We start from the raw sequence: 24,839 nt of genomic DNA on the forward strand, positions 1-24,839 counted from the left end.
TCGCCGGCCGGGCGACACCGCGCCTCGGGACAAGGGGCGCATGGCGGGTACGCCTGTCGGAGCCCGACGGACTGCTGGGAATCCTCGAGTGAAACGTCCCCGACGGCGTCGCGGTTTCCCCGCCTATTCGTGCCGATGGACCGTGACGGCCTGCACGGCCGACAGGGCGACTGTGTGGACGGGGGATTCGTGGGCCGCCACCGTGGAACCGTGCGCGTATTCGTCGAGTACGACGACTTCGTTCACGTCGTCGAGCTCGACGACCACGCCCTTGAGGGACTGGCCGCCGTACAGGTGCACGGTCACCCGCTGGCGGGTGCCTTTGACCTCGGACAGCAGGTCACGCCACACCGTCGGAGCGCTCATTACTCCTCCTCGCCCAGCCTCAGCCATCCGGCCACGGTCATCTCGTACGCCTCTTCGGGACGTGGACCGGCGAAGTGCGCCGCGCCACGTCGACGCCTCCCGCGCGGGAAGCGATCATCCGGGAGGTGGATGGGAGGATGACGTCCCTCCAGTCTCCCATGTCAGGCGTGACCGGACATGGACTCGTCGAGCGCGGCCGGCTGCCTGGTCCGGCGCCGTCCGCGGGGGTCGCGGCGGCTCGTGCCTGGCCGTTCCCCGAGGCCCGTCCTGCGCCTATTCGGTCAGCGTGTCGAGGAGCCTCGCCCAGAACGCCGCCAGCTCGTCGCCGGTGTATCGGCGGTAGTGGATGCGGTCGACGCCCCGGTAGACGGTGACTTCCATGTACGGCTCGGCGGCGTCGTCGAAGGAGGTGTAGAAGCTCGGCCAGTCGTCGGGGCCGGACGTCCAGTCGGGGAAGGCGAGACGTGCGGCGTGTTCCCGCAGCACGCTCAGCCAGCGCTCCTCCCCCGAGGCGTCCATACTCCACGATGGCAGGGTGGGCGTCATGAGCGGGCAAAACGCTTGTCGATCTAATTGCGGGGTCGGGTCGCTGCCACGTACCGCCCAGCCGAATCGACGCGGTCAGGGGGTGGGGCTGGGCCGGGAGGTAGGACCTCGCCATGAGTAGTGGACGTTCTTCTCTTGCCCGATGACCCGGCCCGCCTGGTCGTAGGCGGTCACCGTGGCTGATGGCGTGTCCACTATCTGCTTGGGTTTGAGCGGCCCTTCCCCGAGGCCTTCGGGAGCAGGAACCAATCCCGTGAGCATCCGTCCGAGGAAGAAGCCGTTGGCCACCCGCGCGTCGGTGCGCCGCCCGCCCTTCCAGACGATCTCCACCCGCTGCACGCCAGGGGCGACACGCCCCGCGATGACCAGGTAGGAGTCGTTGCGCTGCCTGCGCTCGGGCCCTACGGGTGGAGGATCATGAGTCTCGTAGGCGTCCACGGTGAGGTTGCCAGCCAAGCGGGTCAGGCTTCCGGGAGGCTGGTAACCCCAGTAGGTGAACACCGCGGGCTCCGTCATGTCCTTCTGCTCGGTCGGCGTGCAGAGGACGAAGCCCGCGGTGCTCCCGACCAGCGCGGTAGATCCTTCCTTGTCGCGATACTCCGTTAGCACGCGGAAGTCCTCGGCTCTACCCTCTTCAGGGATCCGCAGGCCGGGGTCCATGTTGTGCACCGGACCTCCCATGGGCATGCAGTCGCGAACCAGCCGCAGTTGCTCAGGAGTGTTCCGCGGAAGTGCGGCGACCTGCGCGGCGATGTCCCCGCCTTCGCGCAAGGGGGACACGACGAAGACGCCGGCGACGAGCGCCGTGGCGGTCACGAGCCCGGCCAGCGACCAGGACAGCCGGCGGCGCCTCGACGCTCCGGCGCCCGCCCGGGTGGCGTAGCCGACCGGGTCGACCGGCTGGGCCTCGTCCGCGATCAGCCGTAGTTCCTCGGCGATCCGCTGTTCGTTGATGGGCATGTCAGGCCTCCAGGATGAGGTGTTCGCCGACCAGTTCACGCAGCCTGGCGACCGCTTGATGGGTCTGGCTGCGGACGGTCCCCACCGAGCAGCCCATGATCTTCGCGACCTCCGACTCGGGCAGGTCCTCGTAGTAACGCAGGACCAGGACCGCGCGCTTGCGCACCGGCAACGCCCGCAGCGCCTGCCGCAGGGTGAGACGGTCCTCGACCTCCCGCGTGCGGTCCTCGACCAGCTGCTCGGGAGGCGCGTGGACCACGCGTTCCCGCCCCCAGCGCGGACTTCGCCAGCGGCCGACCTGCTCGTGGTACATCACCTTGCGCACGTACGCCTCGGGGTTGCCGCGAATCCTCCGCCAGTGGCCCGCGGTCTTCATCAACGCAGTCTGTAAGAGGTCCTCCGCGGCGTGCTGGTCGTTGGTCAGGACGTAGGCGAGTCTGATCAGGCTGTCCGATCGGCTGGCCACGAATGCGGCGAACTCGTGTTGCTGGCTGGGTTGCAAGGCTCTCCTCGGGTCTCATCCGCGTAGACGCGGCCAAGACCGTGTATCTATGGCGTGAGCCTCTCAAAGGGGAGCCGCAGGCGGGCGCGGGGCGGTCCTCGGACGAAACATGAGTAGGCGATTACTCAGGACCGCGCTGCGGCCCACGCATAGCGTCGGGGCGAACCGAAAGGGAGAGCCCATGATGGTGCGCAGTACCCTGGTGGCCGCCTTGCTGATGACGGCCGCGCACGTCCCCACGCCAACGGCAACGGCCCACGCCGGCCCGGACTGGCCCACCTGCCCGAACGCCGGTCCCGTCTTCCACGCCAAGCTCAGTGTGAGCGGAAGGTCCGGCGCCCTCGTGCAGGACGGCGGCGCCCAGGTGGTCACGATCGGGAAGGGCGGGGGGATCACGGTGACCGACGTGGGCGGCCAGATCGGCTCAGGCGTCTTCCTCAGCGGTCAGAACGGCCCCGATGGCTGGCCGGGCGACACCGCGCCCTGGGACAAGGGACGGCATGGCGGGTACGCCTGGCCGATGCCGGGAAGCCCGCGTTTCTCCCTGGTGGGTGTGTTCTACGACCGCGCCACCGGTGTCCGCCGCACGACGTACACGCGCAAGGCCACCAGCGGGACGGCCGCGGTGTCCAGGGGCGCGTTCTACGTCGGGTACGGCACGCCGAAGTGCGTCCCCGCGCCCCGCGACCGGGAGACCATGGTCCGGTTGATGGTCAACGACGATGACTCGCTGGACAACGACGGCGCGTTCACCGCGATCGTCCGCGTCCACCGCAGGTGGCGTTGACGGAGCAACCGCCTGCAGGAAAAGGCCGGGAGCGCTGCGCGGTAGCCGGCCGGTAACCGCCTGGTAGCCGGGGCGGCGCAGGGTTCTCGCACGAAGGCTCACACGCTCAGGAGGGCCGCCCCGCCGTCGCCCTGCTGGTGCTCACCGGGTGCGGGGCGGGCCCCGCACGGACGGCCGCCGCACCCCGTCCCCTCCCCGCGCTCGCCGACCTCCTGGCGGCCAACACGGTGATCGTGCACGGCATGTCCTCCACCGAGACCCGGCGCGCGGTCGAGGGCCCGGCCCAGAGGGCGGGGCTGTCGCTGGAACCGGGCCTGCTCGACGAACTCGTGTCCGAGACGTCGGGTGCGCTGCCGCTGCTGTCGCCGCCATGCTCGGCCTCTGGCAGCGCCGCGAGGGAACCACCCTCACCAGGGCCGCCCTCCAGGAGATGGGCGCGCCTGCTGCATCGCCTCCCGATCTGACCCGCCATAAGATCAACTGTTTGCGGTATCCCGTTGCTTCTCCGGCCGAGCCAGACCTCGCGAGGGCAGACCTCGTTGATCTCGCGATGCCACGTCCGCAGGCACCAGGCGGCCGACACGCCCCATCGATCATGACCGCGCATCTCCGTCCGATCGGAAGGTCACTGCGCCGGGGGTTTCAGTCCGGGCTGCCCTCTTCCGACGCCGCGGGTGGATCACCGTCGAAGCCGTTGGCCCAGTACCTTCCGCGCAGCGACAGCTCCAGCAGCATGTGGGTCACCGCTTCCGCCGACAGTTGCTGAGGCTCGGCCTCCAGCCACCAGCGCAGTACGGCGATCTGCTCGCCGACCCATGCTCTGGCCAGCACGTCGATGTCGATGCGTGGGGTCACCTCCATGGCGCGGGCCCGATGCCCGAACACCGTCGCGGCGGCGGCGCTGCGCGCCTCCATGAGCTCCCGCAGGGCGCGGCCGTCACCCTCACCTCGCAGGATGACGCGGTAGGCGTCGCGTTCCTCCGCGGCGTGGCGGAACATCTCCAGGATCGGCTTGCCGCTGAAACCGACCGAAGGCGCTCGCAGCAGCGGCTCCAGACGGCTGTCCAGCTCGGCCTGCAGGTCGGCGACGATCTGGCTGAGCAGCGCGTCCTTGTCCGTGTAGTGGCTGTAGAACGTCGCCCGCCCCAGGTCGGCGCGCTCGGTGATGTCCTCCACCGTGATACCGGCATACCCGCGCTCGAGCACCAGAGCCACCAGCGCGTCACGCAGTAGGCGGCGGGTGCGCCGCGTGCGGCGATCTTCCTGCGGCATCTGGCCCCTCTCCATGGTCAACCAGGCCGCAGTCTATCCGCCCATTGACGTGGTGCATGTTTTTAAACATGCTGTCCACTATCAATCATAGCGACCAAGATTGAGGACCACCACGTGAATCTGGGCAGCTATCTCAGCCGGAGCAGCATGTTCTGGCCCGACCGTGAGGCGCTGGTCTGTGGGGAGCGCCGTTGGACCTACCGGCAGCTGGAGGCGGTCACGAACCGGCTGGCCTCCGCCCTGCTGGCTCGCGGGGTCGCTCCTGGGCAGGCCGTGGCGACGTTCGCGGGCAACAGCGATCAGGTGGTCGTCACGGAGATGGCCCTGTACAAGGGCGCGTTCCTCAGGGTGCCCATCAACGCCAAGCTCGCCACAGAGGAGATCGAGCACATCCTGACCGACGCCGCCGTCCGGGTGTTGTTCACCGACGCGCCCCGCGCCGAGCCGGCCCGGGCGGCGGCCGGGCGCGGCGCCACGGACTGCTTGGTGATCGACTACGACCGCGACCTCGCGGACCTGCTGGCCGAGGGTTCGGACGAGCAGGTGGCCATCGACGTGGACGAGCACGACCCGGCCGTGCTCAACTTCACCTCCGGATCCACCGGCAAGCTCAAGGCCGCCGTCCAGACCCAGGGCAATCGGCTGGCCAACATGCGCAAGCTCCTGATGAACCCGGACGGCGCCCCCTCGACCGAGGAGCGTTACCTCGCGGCCGGCCCCATCACCCACGCCACCGGCATGGGCATTCTCGCCGCCCTGTCACGCGGCGCGACCGTCGTGGTACTGCCGCAATGGGATGCGGGGCAGTTCCTGCGCACCATCGAAGCCGAGCGCATCACCTCGACGTTCCTCGTGCCGATCATGCTGAACATGGTCCTGGCGGACGCGGCGATCACCGCGACCGACCTGTCCAGTCTGGAGAGGCTGGCCGTCGGCGGCGCGCCGGTGTCCCCCCAGCGGCTGCGCCAGGCGGTGGAGGCGTTCGGGCCGGTCATCATGCAGGGCTACGGGCTGGGCGAGACGACCAGCGGCGTCACGGTCCTGACCAGGCAGGACGTCCTGACGGGCACCACCACCGACCCCGAGCTGCTGCTGTCGTGCGGCAGGGCGATGTTCGACACGGAGGTCCGCGTCGTCGACGGCGAAGGCCGGCCAGTCCCCGCCGGTGTGCACGGCGAGGTGGTGGTGCGCGGTCCCGACTGCGTCCGCGAGTACTGGAACGAGCCCGAGCTGTCCGCCGAGACCTTCCGCGACGGGTGGGTGCACACCGGCGACGTCGGCTACCTGCGCGAGGACGGCTACCTGTTCATCGTCGACCGCAAGAAAGACATGATCATTTCAGGCGGCTTCAACATCTACAGCAGCGAGGTCGAAGCCGTTCTGTACGAGCACCCCGACGTGGCCGAGGCCTGCGTCGTGGGCGTCCCGGACGAGAAGTGGGGCGAGGCCGTCAAGGCCGTGGTGATCACACGTCCGGGCGCCGAGGTGAGCGCGGAGACGCTCATCGACTTCTGCGGCGAGCGCCTGTCACGCATCAAGAAGCCCAAGTCAGTCGAGTTCGTCGCCGGCCTGCCGATCAACCGCAACGGCAAGATCGACCGCCGCGCCGTACGAGAGCCCTACTGGAGCGACACCGCTCGGAACGTGCACTGAGGAGCAACCGATGCCTTTCACCCTGACCCCCACCTACGACGAGACCCCGCGCCTGCGGGAGCTCGTCACCAGGCTTCGCGACTACCTCGACGGAGAGCTCGCCGACTACGAGGCGAAGCTCGGCCTCACCCATGAGTCCCGCTACACCAGAGACGTGCTCGAGCCTGTCTGGCGACGTAGCCGCGAGCTCGGTTTCTATGGCATCCACCTGCCGCCGGAGCACGGCGGACAGGGGCTCAGCTTCACCGAGCTGGGCGCGCTGAAGGAGGAGGTCGGCGCTTCGGGACGGGTCCTCCAGCTCAGCGTGCTCGGCGACATGGGCGGGCCGTTGCGCGCGGGCTCCATCCTCCGGTACGCCACCAGGGAGCAGCTCGACAGGTACCTGCTCCCTGTCATCCGAGCCGAACGGGCGTGCTGTTTCTCGCTCACCGAGACCGGCGCGGGCTCCGACGTGCGGGCCATGACCACCACGGCGACGCCTGACGGACAGGGGTGGCGCATCACGGGCCACAAGGTGTTCTCCTCCGCGGGACCGTTCGCGGACTTCTCCGTGCTGATCGCCAGAGTGGCAGGCTCCGATGACTACGCCGCGTTCCTTGTCGACCTCGACTCGCCTGGCTGCACCGTCCGCGACGCGGAGACTCCCATGTCAGGCCAGCACATCGAGAGCGACATCATCCTCGACGACTGCTACGTCGGCCCTGGCCAGCTCCTCGGTGAGGTCGGCGACGGGCTGCGCATCGGACTGGGACGCGTCACGGCCAACCGCCTCCTGCACTGCCCCACCGTCCTCGGCCTGACTCGCCGCGCGCTCGCCCTCACCCTGGACTTCGCCAGGACGAGGGAGGTCTTCGGCGGTCCTCTCGCCGCTCTGCAGTCCATCCAGCACAAGGTCGCGGACATGGCAACCGGCTACTACGCGGCGCGGAGCATGACCTATGACGGGCTGGCCGCGCTCGATGCGGGAGGCAGGCCACGCGCCGAGGCCTTCATGAGCAAGCTCTTCGTCGCCGAGACGGCCTTCCGCATCGCCGACGAGGCGGTCCAGATTCACGGCAAGGCCGGTCTGGTCCGCGGGTCGGAGGTGGAGTGGCTGTTCCGGAGCCTGCGCATGTTCCGCGTCCTCACCGGGTCCTCGGAGATCCAGAAGAACGCCATCGCCCACCAGCTGTTCCTCGGCGACCGGAACTGAGCGCGCGTGGACACCGTCACCGCCAGAACGCTGGGAGATCGCCTCGACCGGCTCCCGCTCACGTCCTTCCATCGCAAGCTGGTCCTGGCCCTCGCCGGCATGATCCTGTTCGAATGGGTGGAGACCCATTCGTTCGCCTACGTCCTTCCCGTGCTGCGGACCCAGTGGCAGGCCCCCATCTCCGCCTTCGCCGCCGTGGCGGCCGTGAGCTCGCTGGGCGCCTTCAGCGGAGGTGTCCTGGGCGGATACCTGGCCGACAGGCTGGGTCGCCGGCGCAGCATGCTGATCTTCAGCACGGTCTACTGCGTGGCGGCGGTGCTGTGCACGCTGGTGCAGTCGCCCGGCCAGCTCATGGCCGCTCGCACGCTCACCTTCTTCGGCGCGCAGGGCACCGCGGTCGTCGCCATCGTGACCCTGTCGGAGTTCGTGCCCGCCGCGATGCGCGGGCGCCTGCAGACCTACAAGGTCGTCGTGGGGTCGCTCGGCATCCCGCTCGCCGCCTGGCTGGGCTACTTCCTGATCCCGCAGTGGCCCGCGGGCTGGCGCCTGCTGTTCGGCATCGGGATCCTCGGCGCCGTCTTCACCGTGCTGGTGTGGCGGTGGGTGCCCGAGAGCCCGCGCTGGCTGCTGGCGCACGGGCAGGCAGCCCGCGCTCACGAGGTGGTCTGCGAGATCGAGCGCCAGTGCGGCGTGAACCCGGCCGCGGCCCGCACGGACTCGGATGCGCAACCCGCCGCGCCGCCCGCCCGCGTCGCCGAGCTGCTGAGCGGCTCCAACAGGGGCCGGTTCCTCCTGGCCTCGCTCATGTGGGTCACCGGACTGCTCGCCTACTCCGCCTTCACGACCTGGACGCCCACCCTGCTGGCGGAGAACGGCCTGCAGCTCGACGACACCCTGCTGCTCTCCGCGACGCTGGCCTCCATGGCACCTGTGGGCGCGCTGCTGGCCATCCCCCTCATCGACCGGTGGGACCGGCGCAAGACCCAGCTCGCCATCGGCACGCTGCTCGCGCTGGTGCTCCTCATGTTCAGCGTCGCCAGGGCGCCGTGGGCCATCCTCGTCTTCGGCTGCCTGGTCAGCCTGCTCTTCCAGATGGCGGTGCCGTTCCTCCAGGTCTACTCGGCGGAGATCTTCCCCACCCGCGTGCGGGCGCTGGGCGCCGGCACGGCCAACGCGCTGTCACGCGTCTTCAACTTCTCAGGGCCTTTGCTGGTCACCGCCATCTACGCCGGCCTCGGCTACACCGCCGTCTTCGTCTTCCTGGCGATCCTCGGCGTCATGGGCGGCTGCCTGGCCATCCTGTTCGGGCCGCGGACGACGGGCGTGAGCCTGGAGACCGTCGGAACCGGCAAGGAGGACGGCCATGCGTGACGACGCGTGGAAGCAGGTCGGCCCCGCCGAGCTCTTCGATCTCGCCGAGCTGTACGACGCCGCCGGGCTGGACGTCGTCGTCGAATCCGATCAGCTCCAGGAGAGCCTGGCGCGCCCCGGCTCCAGGGTTCGGAAGATCTCGCTGTCTTTCACCAGCCAGGAATGGCATGGGATGACCTGGCGCCACCCCGTCCACATCTACGCTCCGGAACACGAGCAAGGCCACGGGCTGGCGGGAATCGTGGCAACGGAGGCCGAATTCTGGACGAACCCGGACCACCGACGCCGCACCATCCCGGAGACAGGGAGGTCGACCGAGGCAGAGTACGCCGAAGGCGCGGCGCTGGATCTCGGCCTCCCCGTCATGATCTACGCGACTCCGCCGCACCTCCTCGGCATGAACGAGTCGGACCTCAACGGCTACGCCAACAAGAAGCTCTTCGAGACCGGCGACTTCACCTGGTACGGCTACTACCCCGTCGCCGTGTCCTACCTGCGGGCCATCACCCTGCTCCAGAACCTTCCCGGGCTCGGCGTCCGCCGGGCGGTCCTGCTCGGTCATTCCAAGCGGGGCCTCGGCGCCGGCATCCTGACCGGCGTGGACCCTGAACGGCTGGCCGGCATCATGACCACGGGGACCAACGGCATGAACATGTTCGAGGCCACGGCCAGGAAGGTCACCCAGCTGGGGCTGGATGTCGCCGGCCCCTCGATACGGCGGGGCGGGCTCGGCTTCCAGACGGCGGGCGACCAGATGACGATGTTCAACAGCGCCCTGGGGTTCGAGGCGGTGAAGCGGTTCGACCCCTACTTCTGGAGGGAGACCATCACGACGCCCTGGTTCGTGGTGAACGGCACGAACGATCCGTTCTTCGCCGTTGACGTGGCGCAGACCATGCGGCATGCGCACGGCCCGACGACGGTGCTCGCCGTCGACAACCTCACGCATACCTGGGTGTCGCAGAAGGTGCTGGCCGCCTGGCGGATGTGGCTGGCCCACCTCGCCCACGGCCATGACCTGCCCGCTCTCGAGGTGAGGGGCGAACGAAGCGCACGCGAACTCGTGGTGACGGCGCGGGCCGGCGGCCCCGCCACCACGGTCCGGCTCGTCACCGCGCGGAACCGCGGCATGGACTGGCGCTCGGCGGCCTGGTCCATGACCAGGCTGCACCTCGAGGCCGACGGGGAGTACGGAGGCCGGATCCCGCTTCCGCCGGACGAGAACCTCGCCTGGTACGTGGAGGTCCAGAGCGGCGACCCCGCCGACCCGGGGTTCGTCAGCAACGCGGTGAAGATCGAGCCGGCCTGCCCGCCCGGCGAGTAAGGCGTGCTCCGCGGCTGTCCGCGCGAGCGGCCCCGGCGTCTCGTTCGAACGAGACGCCGGGGCTGGGGTGACCCATCAGGTCAGGTGTGCTCCGCCGGCAGCCTCGGCGATGCGCCGGTTCCAGCCGACTCCCGAACGGCAGCACGCGAGGACTTGGCACGTCTCGCGGATCAGGTGACAGGGCTCCGTCACACCCAGCCTTCTCAGATGGACGCCCCTGTCCGCACGAGGCTACGTTGATCATCGGGTCCTGGTCGGTGAGCGCGCGACGCGGAAACTCCGAACCGGCACCACCCCGTGGGCCAGGGCGCGAGAGCGGCGTGCGGCCAAGGCGACCGCCGCCGCCCGGACGCTGCCGCAGCGGGTGTCACCGAGGCAACTGGCACGGGAGGTTCGCAAGTTCGAGCTCCCGGTCGTGCCAGGGCTGGAATACAGCCAGCGGGAAGTCGACGACCTCGTCAGCCGGACCGTCTCAGGCCTCGAAGGAAAGGGGCCCGCCGTGGACCGGAGGGAGATCGCCTCGTTCCTGTCCACCCCGACTCTGAGCCCGCCCGGATACGACTCATCGTCCGCCAAAGTCTTTCTGACGAATCTCTTCGGCTTGATGGGCAGGATCTAGGGCCAGGTGACGACATCTTCGGGCAGGCCTCGGCTCACGAGATCACCCAGCGAGACCGCCGACTCCCCACGCGCCACGCCGGATCGCTCTGCCGCTCTCGATCGTCTCCCCTGCGTCTCGTCGGCGATCCGGCCTTCCCCGACGAGACGTCCGTTCTGGACGCTTTGGGGTCGCGCCTCCTGCAGCTCACAGGTGCCTCGTCCGATTCCTCAGTCAAGGGAATTCCCTTCCAGGCCTTGCAGGAAGCGGGCCGCGATCGGCGCCGCCATGGCCGAGCCCGCGCCGCCGCCCTCGACGACGACCGAGAAGGCGAGATCGTCCCTGTAGCCGATGAACCAGGCAAGTCTCCTGCCCGAGCCGTGCTCCGCGGAGCCGGCCTTTCCCACGGTGCCCCGAGGGAAGCGAGCGGCGCGGGCCGGGTCCTCGGAGACCACCGCGGGCAGCAGGGACCGCAACGCCTTGGTCACCGAGGGCTCCAGCGGACGCCGGGCCTCGCCTTCGGTGGGCACCTTCTCGGCGGGCACCAGCCTGGGCGGCTGCCAGATACCGTGGGCGATGGCGGCGGCGACCGCCGCCATGTTCAGCGGGCTCGCCCGCACCCGCCCCTGCCCGATCGAGGCGGACGCCAGGGCGGCGTCGTCCTTGGGGACGGGGAAGTCGGCGCGTACGGCGGGCACGCCCGGATCCATCGGCGCGCCGAACCCGAAGTCGCCCGCCACCCTCGCCAGCCGTTCGGCCTCGAGCGAGCTCACCGCCAGCGCGCCGACGGTGGTGTCGCACGCGTGGGCGAAGGCGGCACGGAACGGCAGGCCGCCGTACCCGCGAGACGACGGGTTGCGCAGCCGAACGCCGCCGATGTTCCGCCTGGCCGGGCAGCTCACCACCTGGTCGGCGGAGAGCCCGTCGGCGAGCAGGGCCGATGCCGTCACCACCGTGAACGTGGAGCCCGGCGGGTACCTGCCCATGAGCGCCCTGTCGAAGCCGCCCCGGCTGTTGACCGAGGCCAGGATCTCACCCGTGGAGGCTTTCAACGCCACCAGCGCCGCCGGCTTCCCTGTCAGCGTGAGCGCGTCCGCACCGGTCCGCTGGACGCGCGGGTCGAGCGTGGTGGTGAGCGGCATGCGCTGGCGGGCGCTGTTCTCGGCGAGCGTCCTGACCGGCCTGCCGTCCTCGACCAGCTCGATCCGGGTGGGACGTCCCACGCTCAGCCAGTCGCGGAACCTCGTCTTGAGGCTGCCGGCCAGTTGCCGCACCGACCTGGGCGCGTCGGGGGTGTCGATGCGACTGCCGTCTGCCGCCAGGATCGGCACCGATTCGGGCTCTCCTGTGACCAGCCGCAGCGTGCGGCCAGGCTTGAGCTCAGGGTGGACGGTGGCCGGGCTCCAGGAGACCTTCCAGCGGTGCTCGTGCTCGACGAGGTCCAGCCGGCTCGCGTAGGCGAAGTCGGGTCCAGGGCCGGTGAGCGTGGCGGTGAAGGTCGCATGACCGAGATCCTCGGTTGAGGCGGCGAAGACCCCGCCGGGGGTGTGGATCCTGAAGGCCATCGCGTCGAGCTCCAGAGCGCTGAACACGCCCTGGTGCACCTGCTCGAAGTCGGCAGGCGGATCGAGCACGAGCTCGCGCATCACCGCGTATTCCTGCGCCGACCACGCGTCCAGGTATCTCCGGGCCGTCTCGTCGGCCGATCCCCGCGTGCGCGGCTGCGCCCAGATCACCCCGGCGACCGCGACCACGAGCACCAGCCCCGCCGCGATCACCCATGTCCGCCCGCGCCCAGGACGCCGTGGCGGTGTCTCCGTCCGCGGCTGCGCGAACACCTCCCCTGTCCTGCCATGCCACTCACCCGCGCTCCGCACGCCGCGGACGCCTCCCGTCACTCGCCACGGCGCATCGGGAGGTCTCCGGCAGGCGGCGCGGCGGATCCCGCACCGAAGCCGGGACCGTCGTCCCCGATGACATCGTCCCCGTCTTCGGGACGAGGCTCCCTGGCGTCATCGCCGTCGCCGTCCGTCGGCCGCGACGCGGGTCGGCAGTCCTGGGAGCACCCCTCGAACCTGTCCTTGTCGATGGGGGTGAACGACGTCGGCGGCACACCCTTCAGCGCGCCGATCATCGTGTCCTTCCAGATCGGCCCTGGAAGGGTGGCCCCTGCCACCGCCCCGTAGTACCGCCCGCCGATCGTCACCCCTGTCAGCTTGTGGTCGCTGGAGCCGCGCGGGTCCCCGATGCTCACCGCCGCCGCCATGTCCGGGGTGAAACCGGCGAACCACGCGGTCGCGTAGGCGTCGGTGGTGCCCGTCTTACCCGCCGCGTCGCGCCCGATGCCGCCGACGCCTCGCATCGTGCCCTCGGTGAACACCCCGGACAGCACCTCCGCCGTGGCGTCCGCGATCCCGGGATCGAGCGCCTGGCGGCACTTCGGCCGGTACGTGGTGGCCCTGCCGTCGCGATCGGTGATCCGGGTGATCGCCATCGGCGCGCAGTACTTGCCGCGCGCCGCGATCGCCGCGTACGCGTTGGCCACCGTCACCGGGTCCATCTCGTTGATGCCGAGCGTGAACGTCTCGTACTCCTGCAGCTTGCGCCCGTCCGAGCGGCGGATTCCCAGCGACTTGGCCGTGGTGACCGTCCCGCAGAGCCCCACCCGCTGCTCCAGCTCCATGAAGAAGGTGTTCACCGAGGTTCTGGTGCCGGTCCTGAGGGTCTTCCAGCCTGGGGAGCCCTCGTCGTTGGTGACCGTGTGCGTCGGGTCGCCGATGCTCTCGCCCTTGCAGTTCTTGAACGCGGAGTAGCCCGGCGCGCGGTACCCGGCGCCGGCGCTCAGGCCGTCGTCGAGCTTCATGCCCTTCTTCAGCGCGTTGATCAGGGTGAAGACCTTGAACGTCGAGCCTGCCTGGAAGCCGACGCCTCCGCCGTGCTCGGCGTCCGCGACGACGTTGTAGGAGATCTCGTTCTTGGCCCTGCTTCCGCCGTACGGCCTGCTCGCCGCCATGGCCCTGATCGCTCCTGTGCCCGGCTGGACCAGGGCCTCGGAGGCGACGGCGCGGTCGGAGGCGTGCACGTACTTCCTGATCGCCCGATTCGCGGCCGCCTGCGTCACCGGGTCGAGCGTGGTCCTGATCGTCAGGCCACCGCGGTTGAGCATCTCCAGGCGTGCGCGGGCCGTCCTGCCGAAGTCGGGGTTGCTCAGGATCTCGTGCCGGACGTACAGGCAGAAGTACGGATGCGCACTGGACTCGCAGCCGCCGGGGATCTTCGTGCCCTTGTAACCGAGCTTGGTGGCCTTCGCCGCGGCGGCCTCCTGCGGGGTGATCCTGCCCAGCTCGGCCATCCGGTCCAGCACGACGTCACGACGCTTCAGCAGCCGCTCGCGGTGCTTCCTGCCCAGGTTCGGATCGGTGGCGTTCGGGTCCTGGACGGCGCCCGCCAGCGTCGCCGCCTGCGGCAACGTAAGCTTGCCGGCCCTGACGCCGAAGAAGCGTTCGGCCGCCGCCTCGACGCCGTAGGCGCCGGCGCCGAAGTAGGCGATGTTCAGGTACTTCTCGAGGATCTGCTCCTTGGTGTACTTCCTCTCGACCCCCATGGCGTACCGCAGCTCGTTCAGCTTGCGCGCGTAGCTGGCCTCCAGAGCGGCGTTGCGCTGCGCGTCGGTGGTGGCGGAGTTGAGCAGAACCTGCTTCACGTACTGCTGGGTGATGCTCGACCCGCCCTGGCTCACCCTTCCCGACTGCAGGTTCTTGGCCAGCGCCCGTATCGTGCCCTCGACGTCGATGGCGCCGTGCTCGTAGAAGCGGTCGTCCTCGATCGCGACGATCGCCGTCTTCATGACCTCGGCGATCGCGTCGAGGGAGACGACCTCCCTGTACTCCTCGTAGAAGCGAGCGATCTCGCGCCCCTTGGCGTCCTGCACGATCGTGACCTCGGCCGGCGGCGGCTCGACGAGGTCGACCGGCCCCAGGCCGACCGCGCCCTCCGCCGACACGAAGCCGAGACCCGCGCCCCCCACGGCCGGAAAAGCGATCCCCGCCACCAGCACGCCCGCCGCCGCGCCCGCGACGGCGAGCCGTATGATCTTCGTCCCCCGACGTGACATCAGAGTCTCCCGCGCCCACGAGCCAGGATGGTGGCGGTGTCAGCGATGACCTTCTCGTCAGCGGGGGCGTTCGCGGCCTTCCGGTTGGTGTAGATGGACATGATGATCGGCGCGCCCGACTTGCCCGGCCACACGACGGCGATGTCGTTGGCGGCGCCGTACGCCGAGGTGGTGCCGGTCTTGTCGCCGACGGCCCAGCTCTTCGGCAGGCCGGCGCGGATGCGGGCGTCGCCGGTCTTGTTGCCGATCAGCCAGGCGTTGAGCCGCTCCCGGTCCTTGACGTGGAGCGCGTTCCCGGTGGTGAGGGCGCGCAGGTCACGGGCCATGACCGCGGGCGTGGTGGTGTCGCGCCGCTCCTTGGGGTTCCAGTCGTTGAGCTCGGTCTCCCAGCGGTCCAGGCGCGAGATCGGGTCCTTCAGCGTCCTGAAGTACTTCGTCAGGCCCGCGGGACCACCGATCTGCTTGAGCAGCACGTTCGCCGCGGTGTTGTCGCTCAGAGTGATGGCCGCCTCGCAGAGCCGGGCGACGGTCAGGCCGTCCGCGACGTGCTTCTCGGTGACAGGTGAGTTGGGCTTCAGGTCGGCGGCCGTCCACTTGACGACCTTGTCCATGAGGCCCGGCTCGGAGGTGCGCGCCTTCTGCAGGACGGCAGCGGCGACGACCGCCTTGAAGGTGGACAGCAGCGGGAAGCGCTCGCCTGACCGGTACGCGATCGTCCTGCCGGTGGCCGTGTCCACGGCATACGCGCCGATGCGGCCCTTGAAGGACACCTCCAGCGCGCGCAGTTCCTTCCGGGCGGCGGCCTCGGCGGGCTCCTGCGGCTGTACGGCGGTCGCGGGCGTCGCCGCAGCCGAGGCCGTGCCCGCGCCGAGGGCGCCACCCGCCAGGAGGGAGATCGTCAACGCGACGGCTTCCAGCGCTCCCGGTAGACGCCGGGCGCGGAGGTTTCGCATGTCATGTCCTTTACCTGTCGATCGCCAGAAGGCAGGAGCAAAGCAGATCCGACGAGACGATGTCTAATAGCGATATTGGGACGGGGTTCATATCCGATCACGTATGAAGCCTGGTCAGAGGCTTGGACGCTGCTCGCGATCGGCCGCGCCCGGCCATCGCCCGCCCATCGGTGAAGCGGTCTTCGATACAGGCCGGTGCTGATGCGCGCTTCTGGCTACCGACAGGCGACGTGGCTCCGGGGAACCGGATGCGGGGCGGCTGCCGCGCCTCCTGCGGCCGCCCCGAAGCCGGAGCGGCTTGGCCGCGCTCGCCGCGCACCCCGAGGATGGCCTACGGCAGCGGAATGAGCTCGATGGCATTGCCCGCCTTTCACCCGCGTAAGTTCCCGAATCTTTGGGACGCATGACCGAATACGCAGCTAATCTCAAGAGATGGCCCGCCAAAAGGCAGAAGAGTCGCCAGCAGACAAAGATCACAGATACCCAGGCAAGATCGTGCTATTCACCGGTGGGCTGACATTCTTGGGAACGATGGTTTCAGCGGTTGCCGTTGTGGTTGCTGCCGTTATCAATGCTCCGGACACGGTACGAGATGTTTTGGGGGACAATGTCGTGGTCACCCATACCGTTACCGCTACCGCGACCGTCACGCCTTCAGGAACAGCTTCGCCGGGCGAGGCAGACAGTTTCCCACACGGGGCTGAAGTGGCCCTCAGCACCAGGAAGGCACTCACCCGGGTCGGCTGCGGCGAGACAGGCTTCAATCGGACCGAGGGTTACTGGAATGACAGAAGCGACTTGATAGGGGGTGCAGTCAACCCCGCACCTGGCATCGGATGCGACGTGATGGACGGTAAGTCCGCCAGCGGCACACTGGACTTCTTGGTCCCGAACGGGGCCACAGAGTTCACCGCAGAGGTGGGAATCGACCGGGAATCACCGAACACCTCGCCACAGGTTGAATTCTCCGTTCTCGGGCTCGACGGCCAGGTCCTGGCCAAACAGGCGGCCACATACACGACGTCCGCCACCGTGACCGCCCGCATCTCGGGCACTCCACGGATCACGCTCAAGATCCTGGTTTTGAAGAGCGACGGCACCTCGATGGACAACTCCTTCCGCGTGGCATGGATCTCTCCGAGATTCAAGCTCGGCACCTGAACGCGCAGACGAACGCGGGGCTGGTCAGCGCACACGGCTGAGCGTGGGGCGGGGTGCTCGTCGAAGCCGAGGCTCGACGGAGGCTCTTTACTGCCGGGGTTGACCTTGAGTGCCACCCCGGTTCAGGCCGCCCGGCGAACCAGGCGAGCAAGCCGAACAAATAGGTGGCCGCCTGTCGGCGTCAAGGATCAAGGCAATAATCAGGTCAGCGCAGGAGGCACATCCGGGAGCGCGGGCCGCTAACGAGCCCAACGGAAGGAGTGCCATGATTGTCGAACTCAGCCTGAAGCGGCGACGCCGTTCTTCGCGCATCGTGGCGCATGGCGCCATCGTCCCCCGCCAGGCTTCAGGGTAACCCCGCACGGGGATTCACCCTGAGAAGCCGCCCGGGATATCCAGGCGGCCTTTTCGTTCCACGCGAAGCTTCGAAAACTCCACAGTGAAAGACAGTTTTGCTGCCGAGAGAGGCCGTGAAAGGGTAATCCAGGGCTGATGGCGAAAAGGCATCACACCTGCCTTGCAAGCAGGAGTTCGGGGTTCAAGTCCCCGCCGGTCCACGCGAAACGCGCCTCCGCGATGTGGCCCAGATGGTCAGAGAGCCCGGTCTAACGCCTTCTGCCATCGCTACGTCCTCGGTGAATGACGTGATCCAGGCCACGGCGTCTGGACGGGATATCACGGAGAATCGGATCATGAGCACCGCCCATTGGCGGCGGGGTCGCGGTTGCGAATGCCGCGTTCCGACGTCACGCCATTGAATCTCCGAGGTGGGGAGGCGCCCGTCGTTCGGGCGAGATGGCGGGTTCGACTCCCGCCAAGGGCTTTTCCTGCGGCTCGCCGTACGGCACCACCGGACGGCGACGCAATGGTCACCACGGGCACCGGCCAACCGCCTTGGTGATCGCGAGCCGCAGGATCTCGTGGGTGAAGTGTCAGCGGCCGCACGCGAGCACGCCACGCTCGTAGGACGGGTTCGAGTCCCGTCACCCACTCTCGCCGGATGCCGCCCAGGGGAAGCTGTCCTTGTGCGGCATCCGGCGACCTGCTCAGGCGCACGTGGCGAGCGCATCCGGCTGAGTTGTGGGAGTTGTTCCGGCGGGTGGTACCGCCGACGGTCGTGCAACGGCCACAGGGTGGCGGCCGGCGTCGCGCCGCTCGGCCAGCCCGGAGTGCGGGCCCGTTCGAGCCCCTCGGCCGGCACCCTGACCACCGAGCCGCGGTCTGCGACCAGGGTGAGGGTCTTGGTGGACAGTGGCAGACGGCACTGGTAGAGAGCAGACGGCGCGTCTTCGGCGGGTGTTCTGGTTGTTCTCACACACCGCCAAGCCCCTGCCGGGGCGCCACGTCGCCGCCGTATCGGCGTCCGCAGGCGTCGCCCTCTGGTCAGGGGCGCCAGATCTCCACCTCGGGGTGCCGGTCAGGTCGGCGGGGCGAACGCTCCGGCCGGAGTCTTGCGCAGCCAGCCCCGCTCGACCAGCCGATTCAGCTTGGCCCGGGTTCCTTCGACCTGGCCCGGTTCGGTGGACAGTCCCAGCTGCTCGCAGATCGTCTTGACCGGCAGCGGAGCCTGGCCGGAGCACACCGCGGACAGCAGCGCCTGGTAGTCAGCGGGCAGCACGTGGGCCCCGGCGGCCTCATGCCGGAAGCAGATCAACCGGCCGCCGGTCAGCAGTTGCGCGGCGCGGGCGGCGGCGCGGTCGGCGGGTAGCGCCACCTGATACACCGGCGCCGGCTCATCGGCCGGCTCTTCGGCGAGGATTTCCTTGACCACCTGCTCGGCCACCCGCAGCCGGTCCAGGTCGTCTTCGGCCTCGGCCAGCTGGGTGCGCGGTCCAGCAGCGACATGGCATCCCTCGACAGACCCACGACGGTTACCTGGTGAAAGCATCTAGACACGGACGATAACGAGCCCGGATGGGGCGGCGCAGTCTGCGGTGGCGGCGGCAAGGACACCACTCCTCCGCCGCCCAAGCCATCCAACCTGTACACCCCCGAGAAGGTCTGCGGTGCCGGCTTCGGTCGCGTCGACTCGGCCTCGCTCGGCTCGGCCGGCACCGTCTACCTGCTCTACAGGTGTGCCACCGGCGAGAACTGCGTCGCCACGATGCGCAACGGCGCCAGCAGGAAGGTCGCTATGACGGCCTACCTTGAGGTGAAGAGCAAGCGGTCCGCCGACAGCGGCAGCTCTACGCGGGCCCCGTGCGCGCCAAGGCCAAGGGCGTTTGCGTCAAGTGGGGCGGCGCCGTCGGCTCAGCGAAGACGACAGCCCCTCGAACACTGCGGCACCTGATAGCGAGCCCGCCGGTTGACCGGGCGGGCTCGTTCCTTCTATCCGGCCAGCGGGTCACGGCAGGCCGCGCCGTGCGGAAGGCTCAGGACCACTGCTGGTGGGTGCCTCCGTGGCATTTATTGAGGCGTACACCCAACTTGGTGCTCCCGTCGAGGCAGAGACCGCTCTGCAGATTCGGAATACTGCCCGAGTCGTAGGTGTACCAGCCCTGGTGGACGCCGCCGTGGCATTCGAGGAGGCGTACGCCCTTGGTGGTGCTCCCGTCGAGGCACAGACGGCTCTGCAGATGAACGATCATCACCCCATTGCGCCTCGACTCCTTGTACCACCGCTGGTGGTCGCCCCCGTGGCATTTATTGAGGCGTACACCCAACTTGAGGCTCCCGTCGAGGCACAGACCGCTCTGCACGTGCTTCATTTCCGGGAAATCGACCTTAGCGGCCAGCTGCGACGATCGTGATTGCTGTTCGGCGGCTGCCGGCGTGGCGACAGCCATGGCGATCATGGTTGCTGCCACAGCTGCGGTTCGGATAGTGGCCCGGGGACCCATGGTTCTCCTTGGGGTATAGCGGCAAGGAACGTCTGCCGCATGCCACTGATGAGGGGATGACCTGGGTGAAGCGCCTGACCATGCGCCCCGAGGCATACGGGCTGTTGACCCGGAGAACGCTACTTAGGGACGGTATATCGCTGGTATAGCACTGATTCGCGCGATCCAACCCTGAAACCTCCTGTCACCCGCTTCGCGGATGCAGGCGGGCTCGTTCCTTCCACTCGACCAGCGGGTCGCTTCTACCCGATCAGTGGAGTGGTGACGTCATGGGCCGAGATCCAGGCATCCCGGTCCTCCGACGGCAGCGTCGACCGCTCAAGCTCCTGCTCACCCTTCGCCCGCGCCGCGGCCCATCGGCATGGGAGGTGCTCCTGCTGGACGGGACCTTGATCCCGCCGCCCGCCACGACGACCTGTGCGCCAAACTCCGCGAGCACGGCCTGGGCGCCATTGCCGACCTCGGTTTCATCGCCTGGACGATCAATCAGGCGACGACGCCGTGATCATCACTGGGTTCAAGGCCAGCCGCTGGCGCCCGCTCACCACGGCACAACGGCAGGCCAACCGTCTGCTCGCGACCGAGCGCGCGCCCGTCGAGCACGGCTTCGCCCACCTGAAAGCCTGGCGAATCCTGACCCGACTACGCACTGATCTCGCCTGGGCCACCACGCTGGTACGTGCCCTGCTCGTCCTGACCGCCCTCGAAGTCAACCGCTGACAGATGATCACACGCCATGATCCGACGTCGCCACCTGCACGAAGCTCCAAGCAAACTCAGGCAAGGCCCTCCACCTGCAGATTCAGGATGGAATTGGCTCAATGAATCAGGTCAGGTGCAGGTAGGAGTCCTGCTGGGGTCACTGATGAGCTGAACGGCCTGCGGGCCACCGTGGTGATCGTGGCGTAGTGGAAGCACACCAGGCACTCCCCGTCATACCGAGTCCCGGCCTGATCACGGATGTCCACGCCGATGCCGGGCGGCTATGGTGCGCCGTACCCGATTTGATCTAGATCGCAGGAGCGCGGCGATGAACGTGAGGGAGCCCGACTGGGCGTACGTGGCCAGGTCGCTTGCCAAGGTTCTGGCCGTCACCGTTGCGCTGCTCCTGGCCCTCAGCGCGATCGATCGGGTTCTGTGGCTGTTCATCGACTTCGACGACGAGCGGACGGCCCTGGTGTACGGCACGGCCGCCCGCGTCGCGAACCCCGACAAGCGCCTGTCGCACGGTCACAGCGATGGCGGAAGAGTGCTGGGGACGACCTACACGCTGTGGGGGGAGCCGCGCAGGGCGGGTCCGAGCGAGGGCGGCACGGAATACGAGATCGTGGAGAACCTGTTCGGCGCCGTCCGGGCCCCCTCCCTCGACGGGCCGTCCGGCAGCCTGGGCGAGGCGATCGCCTACGTGGACGTGGACCCTGGTGTCGACAGGGAGCGGGCGGAAAAGGTCAGGAAGACCATCGACGGGCTCCCCCAGACGCTCGACGCCGTCGCGGTCGTGGAGTTCGCGCACTCGATGACCACCGAGCGGCTCGTCTCCTTCAACCGGAGGCACAGGATCTGCGGAGGGGCGGACGTCTCCTACATCTACTCCCCCTCCTTCTACGACGACTCCAGTGATCCGGCCTCGTTCAACGCGGTCGTCTGGAACCGCGGCATGACCCAGGAGCGCAGCCGGCCGGCTCTCAGCTATCAGTGCGAGACCGAGCCCGAGGTGGCGTTGGCGGAGTTCCGCAGGTGGGTCGGGCTGTTAGACGAGGGCGACGACTTCAGCGAGTTCGAGCTGGACTACGGCTGGCTCGCCGGAGCTGCCGAGGAGGGCGTCGTGCACGGGCTCGTCGTCGACCGCTGGAAACTGGCCGACCTGCGCGAGCTCCTCGACGACCCGGAGGTGCGGACGGTTCATCTCGCCGACGTCGCCTTCGACCTCGGCGAGATCGGATAGCGGCCTTCGGTGGGCGCTCAGCGGCGCGGATGCAGGCTCCAGCGACCGGCCCGTGTTCGGGGATACCCGTTCGGGGCCAGGCGATCCGCAGGTTGGAGGGGATGCCGCCCCGCGTGACGAAACAGCTGACCAGACCGAGCAGGAATCGAGAAGCGCAGGCCACCGAGCCGCACCTAGCGTGACTGCCATGGACATCACCCTTCACGCGAGCTCGGCCCTCTCTCGCGACCGCCCGGAGGAGGAGTGACCATGAGCGCCGTGGGTGCCACCGTGGCGGAGCCCGTGCGCGACGTCGGCGGCAGCCTGGTGGCGACCCGTCACCGACCCGGGTGGTAACGTCCACGGGCTACTTCAGGACCGATACGTGCCGATCCCGCCGCGCTGCCGCAGCAGCGGGTGACGGTCGCGCGCACCGGCTTCGACGCGCGGACTCCCGCCATGCCGTACCGCTGGTTCGGCGTCTCCCCCGCCGTATCCGGGCTGGGCGCGGGTGAACGAGCTGCTCGACCTCTGCCACCTCGGCGGGCACGCCGCGTGGGCGGGCCCGGAGGCGCCACAGGCCGAAGCGAAGGAGCAGCAGACGTACTGCTCAAAGCTGGTTAGATCGAGCCAGGCGACGCCGACGGAGACCGCGAGAGCGGCCCCCGTGTAACAGATGTAACAGATGGAGACACGATGAGCATGGCCCCGAGGCCGGACCCGCATTCGCCTGCGCTGCACGCTGCCGACAGCCACGATCTGATCCGCGTGCACGGCGCGCGCGTGAACAACCTCAAGGACGTCAGCATCGAGCTCCCGAAGCGCCGGCTGACGGTGTTCACCGGCGTCTCCGGCTCGGGCAAGAGCTCGCTGGTGTTCAGCACGATCGCCGCGGAGTCGCAGCGGCTGATCAACGAGACCTACAGCGCCTTCGTGCAGGGCTTCATGCCGACGCTGGCGCGGCCCGAGGTCGACGTGCTCGACGGGCTGACGACCGCGATCATCGTCGACCAGCAGCGGATGGGCGCAGACCCCCGCTCCACGGTCGGCACCGCCACCGACGCCAACGCGATGCTGCGCATTCTGTTCAGCCGGCTCGGCAAGCCGCACATCGGCTCGCCCCAGGCCTTCTCCTTCAACGTCGCCTCGATCAGTGGCGCGGGTGCGGTCCGCCTGGAGCGTGCGGGAAAGACCGTGAAGGAGCGTCGCGACTTCAGCATCACCGGCGGTATGTGCCCGCGCTGCGAAGGCCGCGGCAAGGTCTCCGACATCGACCTCAGCCAGCTCTACGACGACTCCAAGTCGCTCTCCGAGGGCGCGTTCACGATCCCCGGCTGGAAGTCGGACAGCTTCTGGACGGTGCGGGTCTACGCCGAGTCGGGCTTCGTCGACCCGAACAAGCCGATCCGCCAGTTCACCAAGAAGGAGATGCAGGACTTCCTCTACAAGGAGCCGACCAAGGTCAAGGTCGAGGGCGTCAACCTCACCTATGAGGGCCTGATCCCGAAGATCCAGAAGTCGTTCCTCTCCAAGGACAGGGAGGCGATGCAGCCGCACATCCGGGAGTTCGTGGATCGAGCGGTCACCTTCGCCGTCTGCCCCGAGTGCGACGGCACCCGGCTCACCGAGGCGGCCCGCTCCTCGAAGATCGCGGGCATCAGCATCGCCGACGCCTGCGCGATGGAGATCCGCGACCTGGCCGAATGGGTCCGCGGTCTCGACGAGCCTTCGGTCGCGCCGCTGCTCGGCAAGCTGGTGCACACCCTCGACTCGTTCGTGGAGATCGGCCTGGGCTACCTCTCGCTCGAGCGGCCTGCCGGCACGCTGTCGGGCGGCGAGGCGCAGCGCACCAAGATGATCCGCCACCTCGGCTCCGCGCTCACCGACGTCACCTACGTCTTCGACGAGCCCACCATCGGGCTGCACCCCCACGACATCCAGCGGATGAACGACCTGCTGCTGCGGCTGCGGGACAAGGGCAACACGGTGCTCGTCGTCGAGCACAAGCCGGAGGCGATCGCGATCGCCGACCACGTCGTCGACCTCGGACCCGGCGCCGGTACGGCAGGCGGCACCATCTGCTACGAGGGGACCCTCGAGGGCCTGCGCGCCAGCGGCACCATCACCGGCCGCCACCTCGACGACCGGGCCGTCCTCAAGGAGACGGTGCGCACCCCCAAGGGCACGCTGGAGATCCGCGGCGCCACCCGCCACAACCTCAGGGACGTCGACGTCGACATCCCGCTCGGCGTCCTCTGCGTCGTCACCGGCGTCGCGGGCTCCGGCAAGAGCTCGCTGATCCACGGATCGATCCCGGCCGGCGCGGGTGTCGTCTCGGTCGACCAGGGAGCGATCAAGGGCTCGCGACGCAGCAACCCTGCGACCTACACCGGACTGCTCGACCCCATCCGCAAGGCGTTCGCGAAGGCCAACGGCGTCAAGCCGGCGCTGTTCAGCGCCAACTCCGAGGGCGCCTGCCCCAACTGCAACGGCGCCGGCGTCATCTACGTCGACCTCGGGATGATGGCCGGCGTGGAGACCCCCTGCGAGGAGTGCGAGGGCAAGCGGTTCCAGGCAGCGGTGCTGGAATACCACCTGGGCGGCCGCGACATCAGCGAGGTGCTCGCGATGTCGGTGACCGAGGCCCAGGAGTTCTTCGGCGCCGGTGAGGCGCGCACGCCGGCCGCGCACGCCATCCTCGAGCGGCTCGCCGACGTCGGGCTCGGCTACCTCAGCCTCGGCCAGCCGCTCACCACGCTGTCCGGCGGCGAGCGGCAGCGGCTCAAGCTGGCCACCCACATGGCCGACAAGGGCGGGGTCTACGTCCTCGACGAGCCGACCACCGGCCTGCACCTCGCCGACGTCGAGCACCTGCTCGGCCTGCTCGACCGGCTCGTCGACTCCGGCAAGTCGGTCATCGTCATCGAGCACCACCAGGCGGTCATGGCGCACGCCGACTGGATCATCGACCTCGGCCCGGGCGCCGGCCACGACGGCGGCCGGATCGTCTTCGAGGGCACACCCGCCGACCTCGTCGCCGCCCGCTCCACCCTCACCGGCGAGCACCTCGCGGCCTACGTCGGCATCTGACCGAGGCCCTCGCGGGCGCCAGAGGAGTTCTCTCCCCTGTTTCGACTCGTCCCCGGCGAACCGGACCGGGGCGAGTTCGACAGGGGCGAGCGGCTCCACCCGTCGCGCCACGTGCGCGGACCTGCGAGCCTGCCCATGCGTCCCCTGCCACCGGGCTCGTCCAGCTCGCCGGCCCAGCCGAGGGAA

Annotated in this window: 20 protein-coding genes and 2 tRNA genes; 12 read left to right on the forward strand and 10 right to left on the reverse strand. The window is 69.0% G+C overall.

All coding sequences use genetic code 11. The features are described 5' to 3' along the window. Positions 1 to 123: 123 nt before the first annotated feature. From ABFX55_RS21630 to ABFX55_RS21645, 4 genes are all read right to left on the reverse strand, one after another. A complete protein-coding gene (locus ABFX55_RS21630) occupies positions 124 to 366 on the reverse strand; it encodes a hypothetical protein (protein ID WP_346123669.1) in 243 nt (80 codons plus the stop codon). 273 nt (positions 367 to 639) lie between these two features. Next, positions 640 to 885, reverse strand: a complete 246-nt coding sequence (locus tag ABFX55_RS21635; protein ID WP_346123671.1) for a hypothetical protein — start codon at positions 883 to 885, stop codon at positions 640 to 642. 102 nt (positions 886 to 987) lie between these two features. Next, on the reverse strand, positions 988 to 1,872 hold the full coding sequence (locus ABFX55_RS21640) for a hypothetical protein (RefSeq protein ID WP_346123673.1): 885 nt from the start codon (positions 1,870 to 1,872) through the stop codon (positions 988 to 990). 1 nt (position 1,873) lies between these two features. Beyond that, on the reverse strand, positions 1,874 to 2,338 hold the full coding sequence (locus ABFX55_RS21645; RefSeq protein WP_379478970.1) for a SigE family RNA polymerase sigma factor: 465 nt from the start codon (positions 2,336 to 2,338) through the stop codon (positions 1,874 to 1,876). Positions 2,339 to 2,555: 217 nt separating this feature from the next. On the opposite strand from ABFX55_RS21645, the gene ABFX55_RS21650 reads away from it, so the two are divergent. Both ABFX55_RS21650 and ABFX55_RS21655 read left to right on the forward strand, forming a co-directional pair. Further along, positions 2,556 to 3,161 carry a hypothetical protein gene (locus tag ABFX55_RS21650; RefSeq protein WP_346123677.1) on the forward strand — a complete coding sequence of 202 codons (606 nt, stop codon included), beginning with the start codon at positions 2,556 to 2,558 and terminating at the stop codon, positions 3,159 to 3,161. Positions 3,162 to 3,298: 137 nt separating this feature from the next. Next, the gene (locus tag ABFX55_RS21655) at positions 3,299 to 3,625 is read left to right on the forward strand and encodes an nSTAND1 domain-containing NTPase (RefSeq protein WP_346123679.1); all 327 of its coding nucleotides are present in this window, start codon (positions 3,299 to 3,301) and stop codon (positions 3,623 to 3,625) included. Positions 3,626 to 3,803: 178 nt separating this feature from the next. Here the strand turns inward: ABFX55_RS21655 and ABFX55_RS21660 are convergent, their stop codons facing one another. Continuing rightward, complete coding sequence (locus tag ABFX55_RS21660; RefSeq protein ID WP_346123681.1) at positions 3,804 to 4,433, reverse strand: TetR/AcrR family transcriptional regulator; 630 nt, start codon at positions 4,431 to 4,433, stop codon at positions 3,804 to 3,806. 114 nt (positions 4,434 to 4,547) lie between these two features. Here ABFX55_RS21660 and ABFX55_RS21665 point away from each other — a divergent pair, with 114 nt between their 5' ends. The 4 genes from ABFX55_RS21665 to ABFX55_RS21680 are packed head-to-tail and all read left to right on the forward strand — an operon-like array spanning position 4,548 to position 9,973. Further along, entirely contained in the window at positions 4,548 to 6,086 is a 1,539-nt protein-coding gene (locus tag ABFX55_RS21665) for an acyl-CoA synthetase (RefSeq protein WP_346123682.1), read from the forward strand. 10 nt (positions 6,087 to 6,096) lie between these two features. Then, the gene (locus tag ABFX55_RS21670; protein WP_346123684.1) at positions 6,097 to 7,278 is read left to right on the forward strand and encodes an acyl-CoA dehydrogenase family protein; all 1,182 of its coding nucleotides are present in this window, start codon (positions 6,097 to 6,099) and stop codon (positions 7,276 to 7,278) included. Positions 7,279 to 7,284: 6 nt separating this feature from the next. Then, entirely contained in the window at positions 7,285 to 8,649 is a 1,365-nt protein-coding gene (locus ABFX55_RS21675; RefSeq protein WP_346123686.1) for an MFS transporter, read from the forward strand. Next, positions 8,642 to 9,973, forward strand: coding sequence for a PhoPQ-activated protein PqaA family protein (locus ABFX55_RS21680; protein WP_346123688.1), 1,332 nt, complete (start codon positions 8,642 to 8,644; stop codon positions 9,971 to 9,973). The genes ABFX55_RS21675 and ABFX55_RS21680 overlap by 8 nt, the downstream gene beginning before the upstream one ends. Positions 9,974 to 10,801: 828 nt before the next feature. Here ABFX55_RS21680 and ABFX55_RS21685 read toward each other — a convergent pair. The 3 genes from ABFX55_RS21685 to bla all read right to left on the reverse strand — a co-directional run bounded on the left by ABFX55_RS21685 (position 10,802) and on the right by bla (position 15,638). After that, positions 10,802 to 12,349: a penicillin-binding transpeptidase domain-containing protein gene (locus ABFX55_RS21685; RefSeq protein ID WP_346123689.1), complete on the reverse strand. Its 1,548-nt coding sequence runs from the start codon at positions 12,347 to 12,349 to the stop codon at positions 10,802 to 10,804. Positions 12,350 to 12,465: 116 nt separating this feature from the next. Further along, positions 12,466 to 14,685 carry a transglycosylase domain-containing protein gene (locus ABFX55_RS21690; protein WP_346123691.1) on the reverse strand — a complete coding sequence of 740 codons (2,220 nt, stop codon included), beginning with the start codon at positions 14,683 to 14,685 and terminating at the stop codon, positions 12,466 to 12,468. After that, complete coding sequence (gene bla / locus ABFX55_RS21695) at positions 14,685 to 15,638, reverse strand: class A beta-lactamase (protein ID WP_346123693.1); 954 nt, start codon at positions 15,636 to 15,638, stop codon at positions 14,685 to 14,687. Before bla ends, ABFX55_RS21690 begins: the two co-directional genes overlap by 1 nt. A gap of 432 nt (positions 15,639 to 16,070) precedes the next feature. On the opposite strand from bla, the gene ABFX55_RS21700 reads away from it, so the two are divergent. The 3 genes from ABFX55_RS21700 (at position 16,071) to ABFX55_RS21710 (ending at position 17,791) form a co-directional block, all read left to right on the forward strand. Further along, positions 16,071 to 16,799 (forward strand): NPCBM/NEW2 domain-containing protein, encoded by a 729-nt coding sequence (locus tag ABFX55_RS21700; protein ID WP_346123695.1) that lies wholly within the window; start codon positions 16,071 to 16,073, stop codon positions 16,797 to 16,799. 486 nt (positions 16,800 to 17,285) lie between these two features. Then, positions 17,286 to 17,356: transfer RNA gene (locus ABFX55_RS21705), tRNA-Ala, on the forward strand. 363 nt (positions 17,357 to 17,719) lie between these two features. Further along, a tRNA-Gly gene (locus ABFX55_RS21710) sits at positions 17,720 to 17,791 on the forward strand. Positions 17,792 to 18,216: 425 nt separating this feature from the next. On the opposite strand, the gene ABFX55_RS21715 is transcribed toward ABFX55_RS21710, so the two are convergent. Both ABFX55_RS21715 and ABFX55_RS21720 read right to left on the reverse strand, forming a co-directional pair. After that, on the reverse strand, positions 18,217 to 18,687 hold the full coding sequence (locus ABFX55_RS21715) for a hypothetical protein (protein WP_346124129.1): 471 nt from the start codon (positions 18,685 to 18,687) through the stop codon (positions 18,217 to 18,219). Between the two features lie 484 nt (positions 18,688 to 19,171). Further along, entirely contained in the window at positions 19,172 to 19,594 is a 423-nt protein-coding gene (locus ABFX55_RS21720; protein ID WP_346123696.1) for an RICIN domain-containing protein, read from the reverse strand. Positions 19,595 to 20,140: 546 nt separating this feature from the next. On the opposite strand from ABFX55_RS21720, the gene ABFX55_RS21725 reads away from it, so the two are divergent. From ABFX55_RS21725 to ABFX55_RS21735, 3 genes are all read left to right on the forward strand, one after another. Continuing rightward, complete coding sequence (locus ABFX55_RS21725) at positions 20,141 to 20,359, forward strand: transposase family protein (RefSeq protein ID WP_346123698.1); 219 nt, start codon at positions 20,141 to 20,143, stop codon at positions 20,357 to 20,359. Positions 20,360 to 20,669: 310 nt separating this feature from the next. Further along, positions 20,670 to 21,584, forward strand: a complete 915-nt coding sequence (locus ABFX55_RS21730; protein ID WP_346123700.1) for a hypothetical protein — start codon at positions 20,670 to 20,672, stop codon at positions 21,582 to 21,584. Positions 21,585 to 22,259: 675 nt separating this feature from the next. Beyond that, a complete protein-coding gene (locus tag ABFX55_RS21735; protein WP_379478972.1) occupies positions 22,260 to 24,653 on the forward strand; it encodes an ATP-binding cassette domain-containing protein in 2,394 nt (797 codons plus the stop codon). Positions 24,654 to 24,839 lie beyond the last annotated feature (186 nt).

Origin of the sequence: Nonomuraea roseola, from assembly GCF_039535395.1 — a bacterium.
In the GTDB taxonomy this organism is placed as follows: domain Bacteria; phylum Actinomycetota; class Actinomycetes; order Streptosporangiales; family Streptosporangiaceae; genus Nonomuraea; species Nonomuraea roseola.

Excerpts from the sequence above, each read along its gene's own strand:
- ABFX55_RS21630 (WP_346123669.1), bottom strand. The coding sequence starts at position 366 with ATGAGCGCTCCGACGGTGTGGCGTGACCTGCTGTCCGAGGTCAAAGGC.
- ABFX55_RS21635 (WP_346123671.1), bottom strand. The coding sequence starts at position 885 with ATGGACGCCTCGGGGGAGGAGCGCTGGCTGAGCGTGCTGCGGGAACAC.
- ABFX55_RS21640 (WP_346123673.1), bottom strand. The coding sequence starts at position 1,872 with ATGCCCATCAACGAACAGCGGATCGCCGAGGAACTACGGCTGATCGCG.
- ABFX55_RS21650 (WP_346123677.1), top strand. The coding sequence starts at position 2,556 with ATGATGGTGCGCAGTACCCTGGTGGCCGCCTTGCTGATGACGGCCGCG.
- ABFX55_RS21660 (WP_346123681.1), bottom strand. The coding sequence starts at position 4,433 with ATGCCGCAGGAAGATCGCCGCACGCGGCGCACCCGCCGCCTACTGCGT.
- ABFX55_RS21670 (WP_346123684.1), top strand. The coding sequence starts at position 6,097 with ATGCCTTTCACCCTGACCCCCACCTACGACGAGACCCCGCGCCTGCGG.
- ABFX55_RS21680 (WP_346123688.1), top strand. The coding sequence starts at position 8,642 with ATGCGTGACGACGCGTGGAAGCAGGTCGGCCCCGCCGAGCTCTTCGAT.
- ABFX55_RS21690 (WP_346123691.1), bottom strand. The coding sequence starts at position 14,685 with ATGTCACGTCGGGGGACGAAGATCATACGGCTCGCCGTCGCGGGCGCG.
- bla (WP_346123693.1), bottom strand. The coding sequence starts at position 15,638 with ATGCGAAACCTCCGCGCCCGGCGTCTACCGGGAGCGCTGGAAGCCGTC.
- ABFX55_RS21700 (WP_346123695.1), top strand. The coding sequence starts at position 16,071 with ATGGCCCGCCAAAAGGCAGAAGAGTCGCCAGCAGACAAAGATCACAGA.
- ABFX55_RS21715 (WP_346124129.1), bottom strand. The coding sequence starts at position 18,687 with ATGCTTTCACCAGGTAACCGTCGTGGGTCTGTCGAGGGATGCCATGTC.
- ABFX55_RS21720 (WP_346123696.1), bottom strand. The coding sequence starts at position 19,594 with ATGATCGCCATGGCTGTCGCCACGCCGGCAGCCGCCGAACAGCAATCA.
- ABFX55_RS21730 (WP_346123700.1), top strand. The coding sequence starts at position 20,670 with ATGAACGTGAGGGAGCCCGACTGGGCGTACGTGGCCAGGTCGCTTGCC.
- ABFX55_RS21735 (WP_379478972.1), top strand. The coding sequence starts at position 22,260 with ATGAGCATGGCCCCGAGGCCGGACCCGCATTCGCCTGCGCTGCACGCT.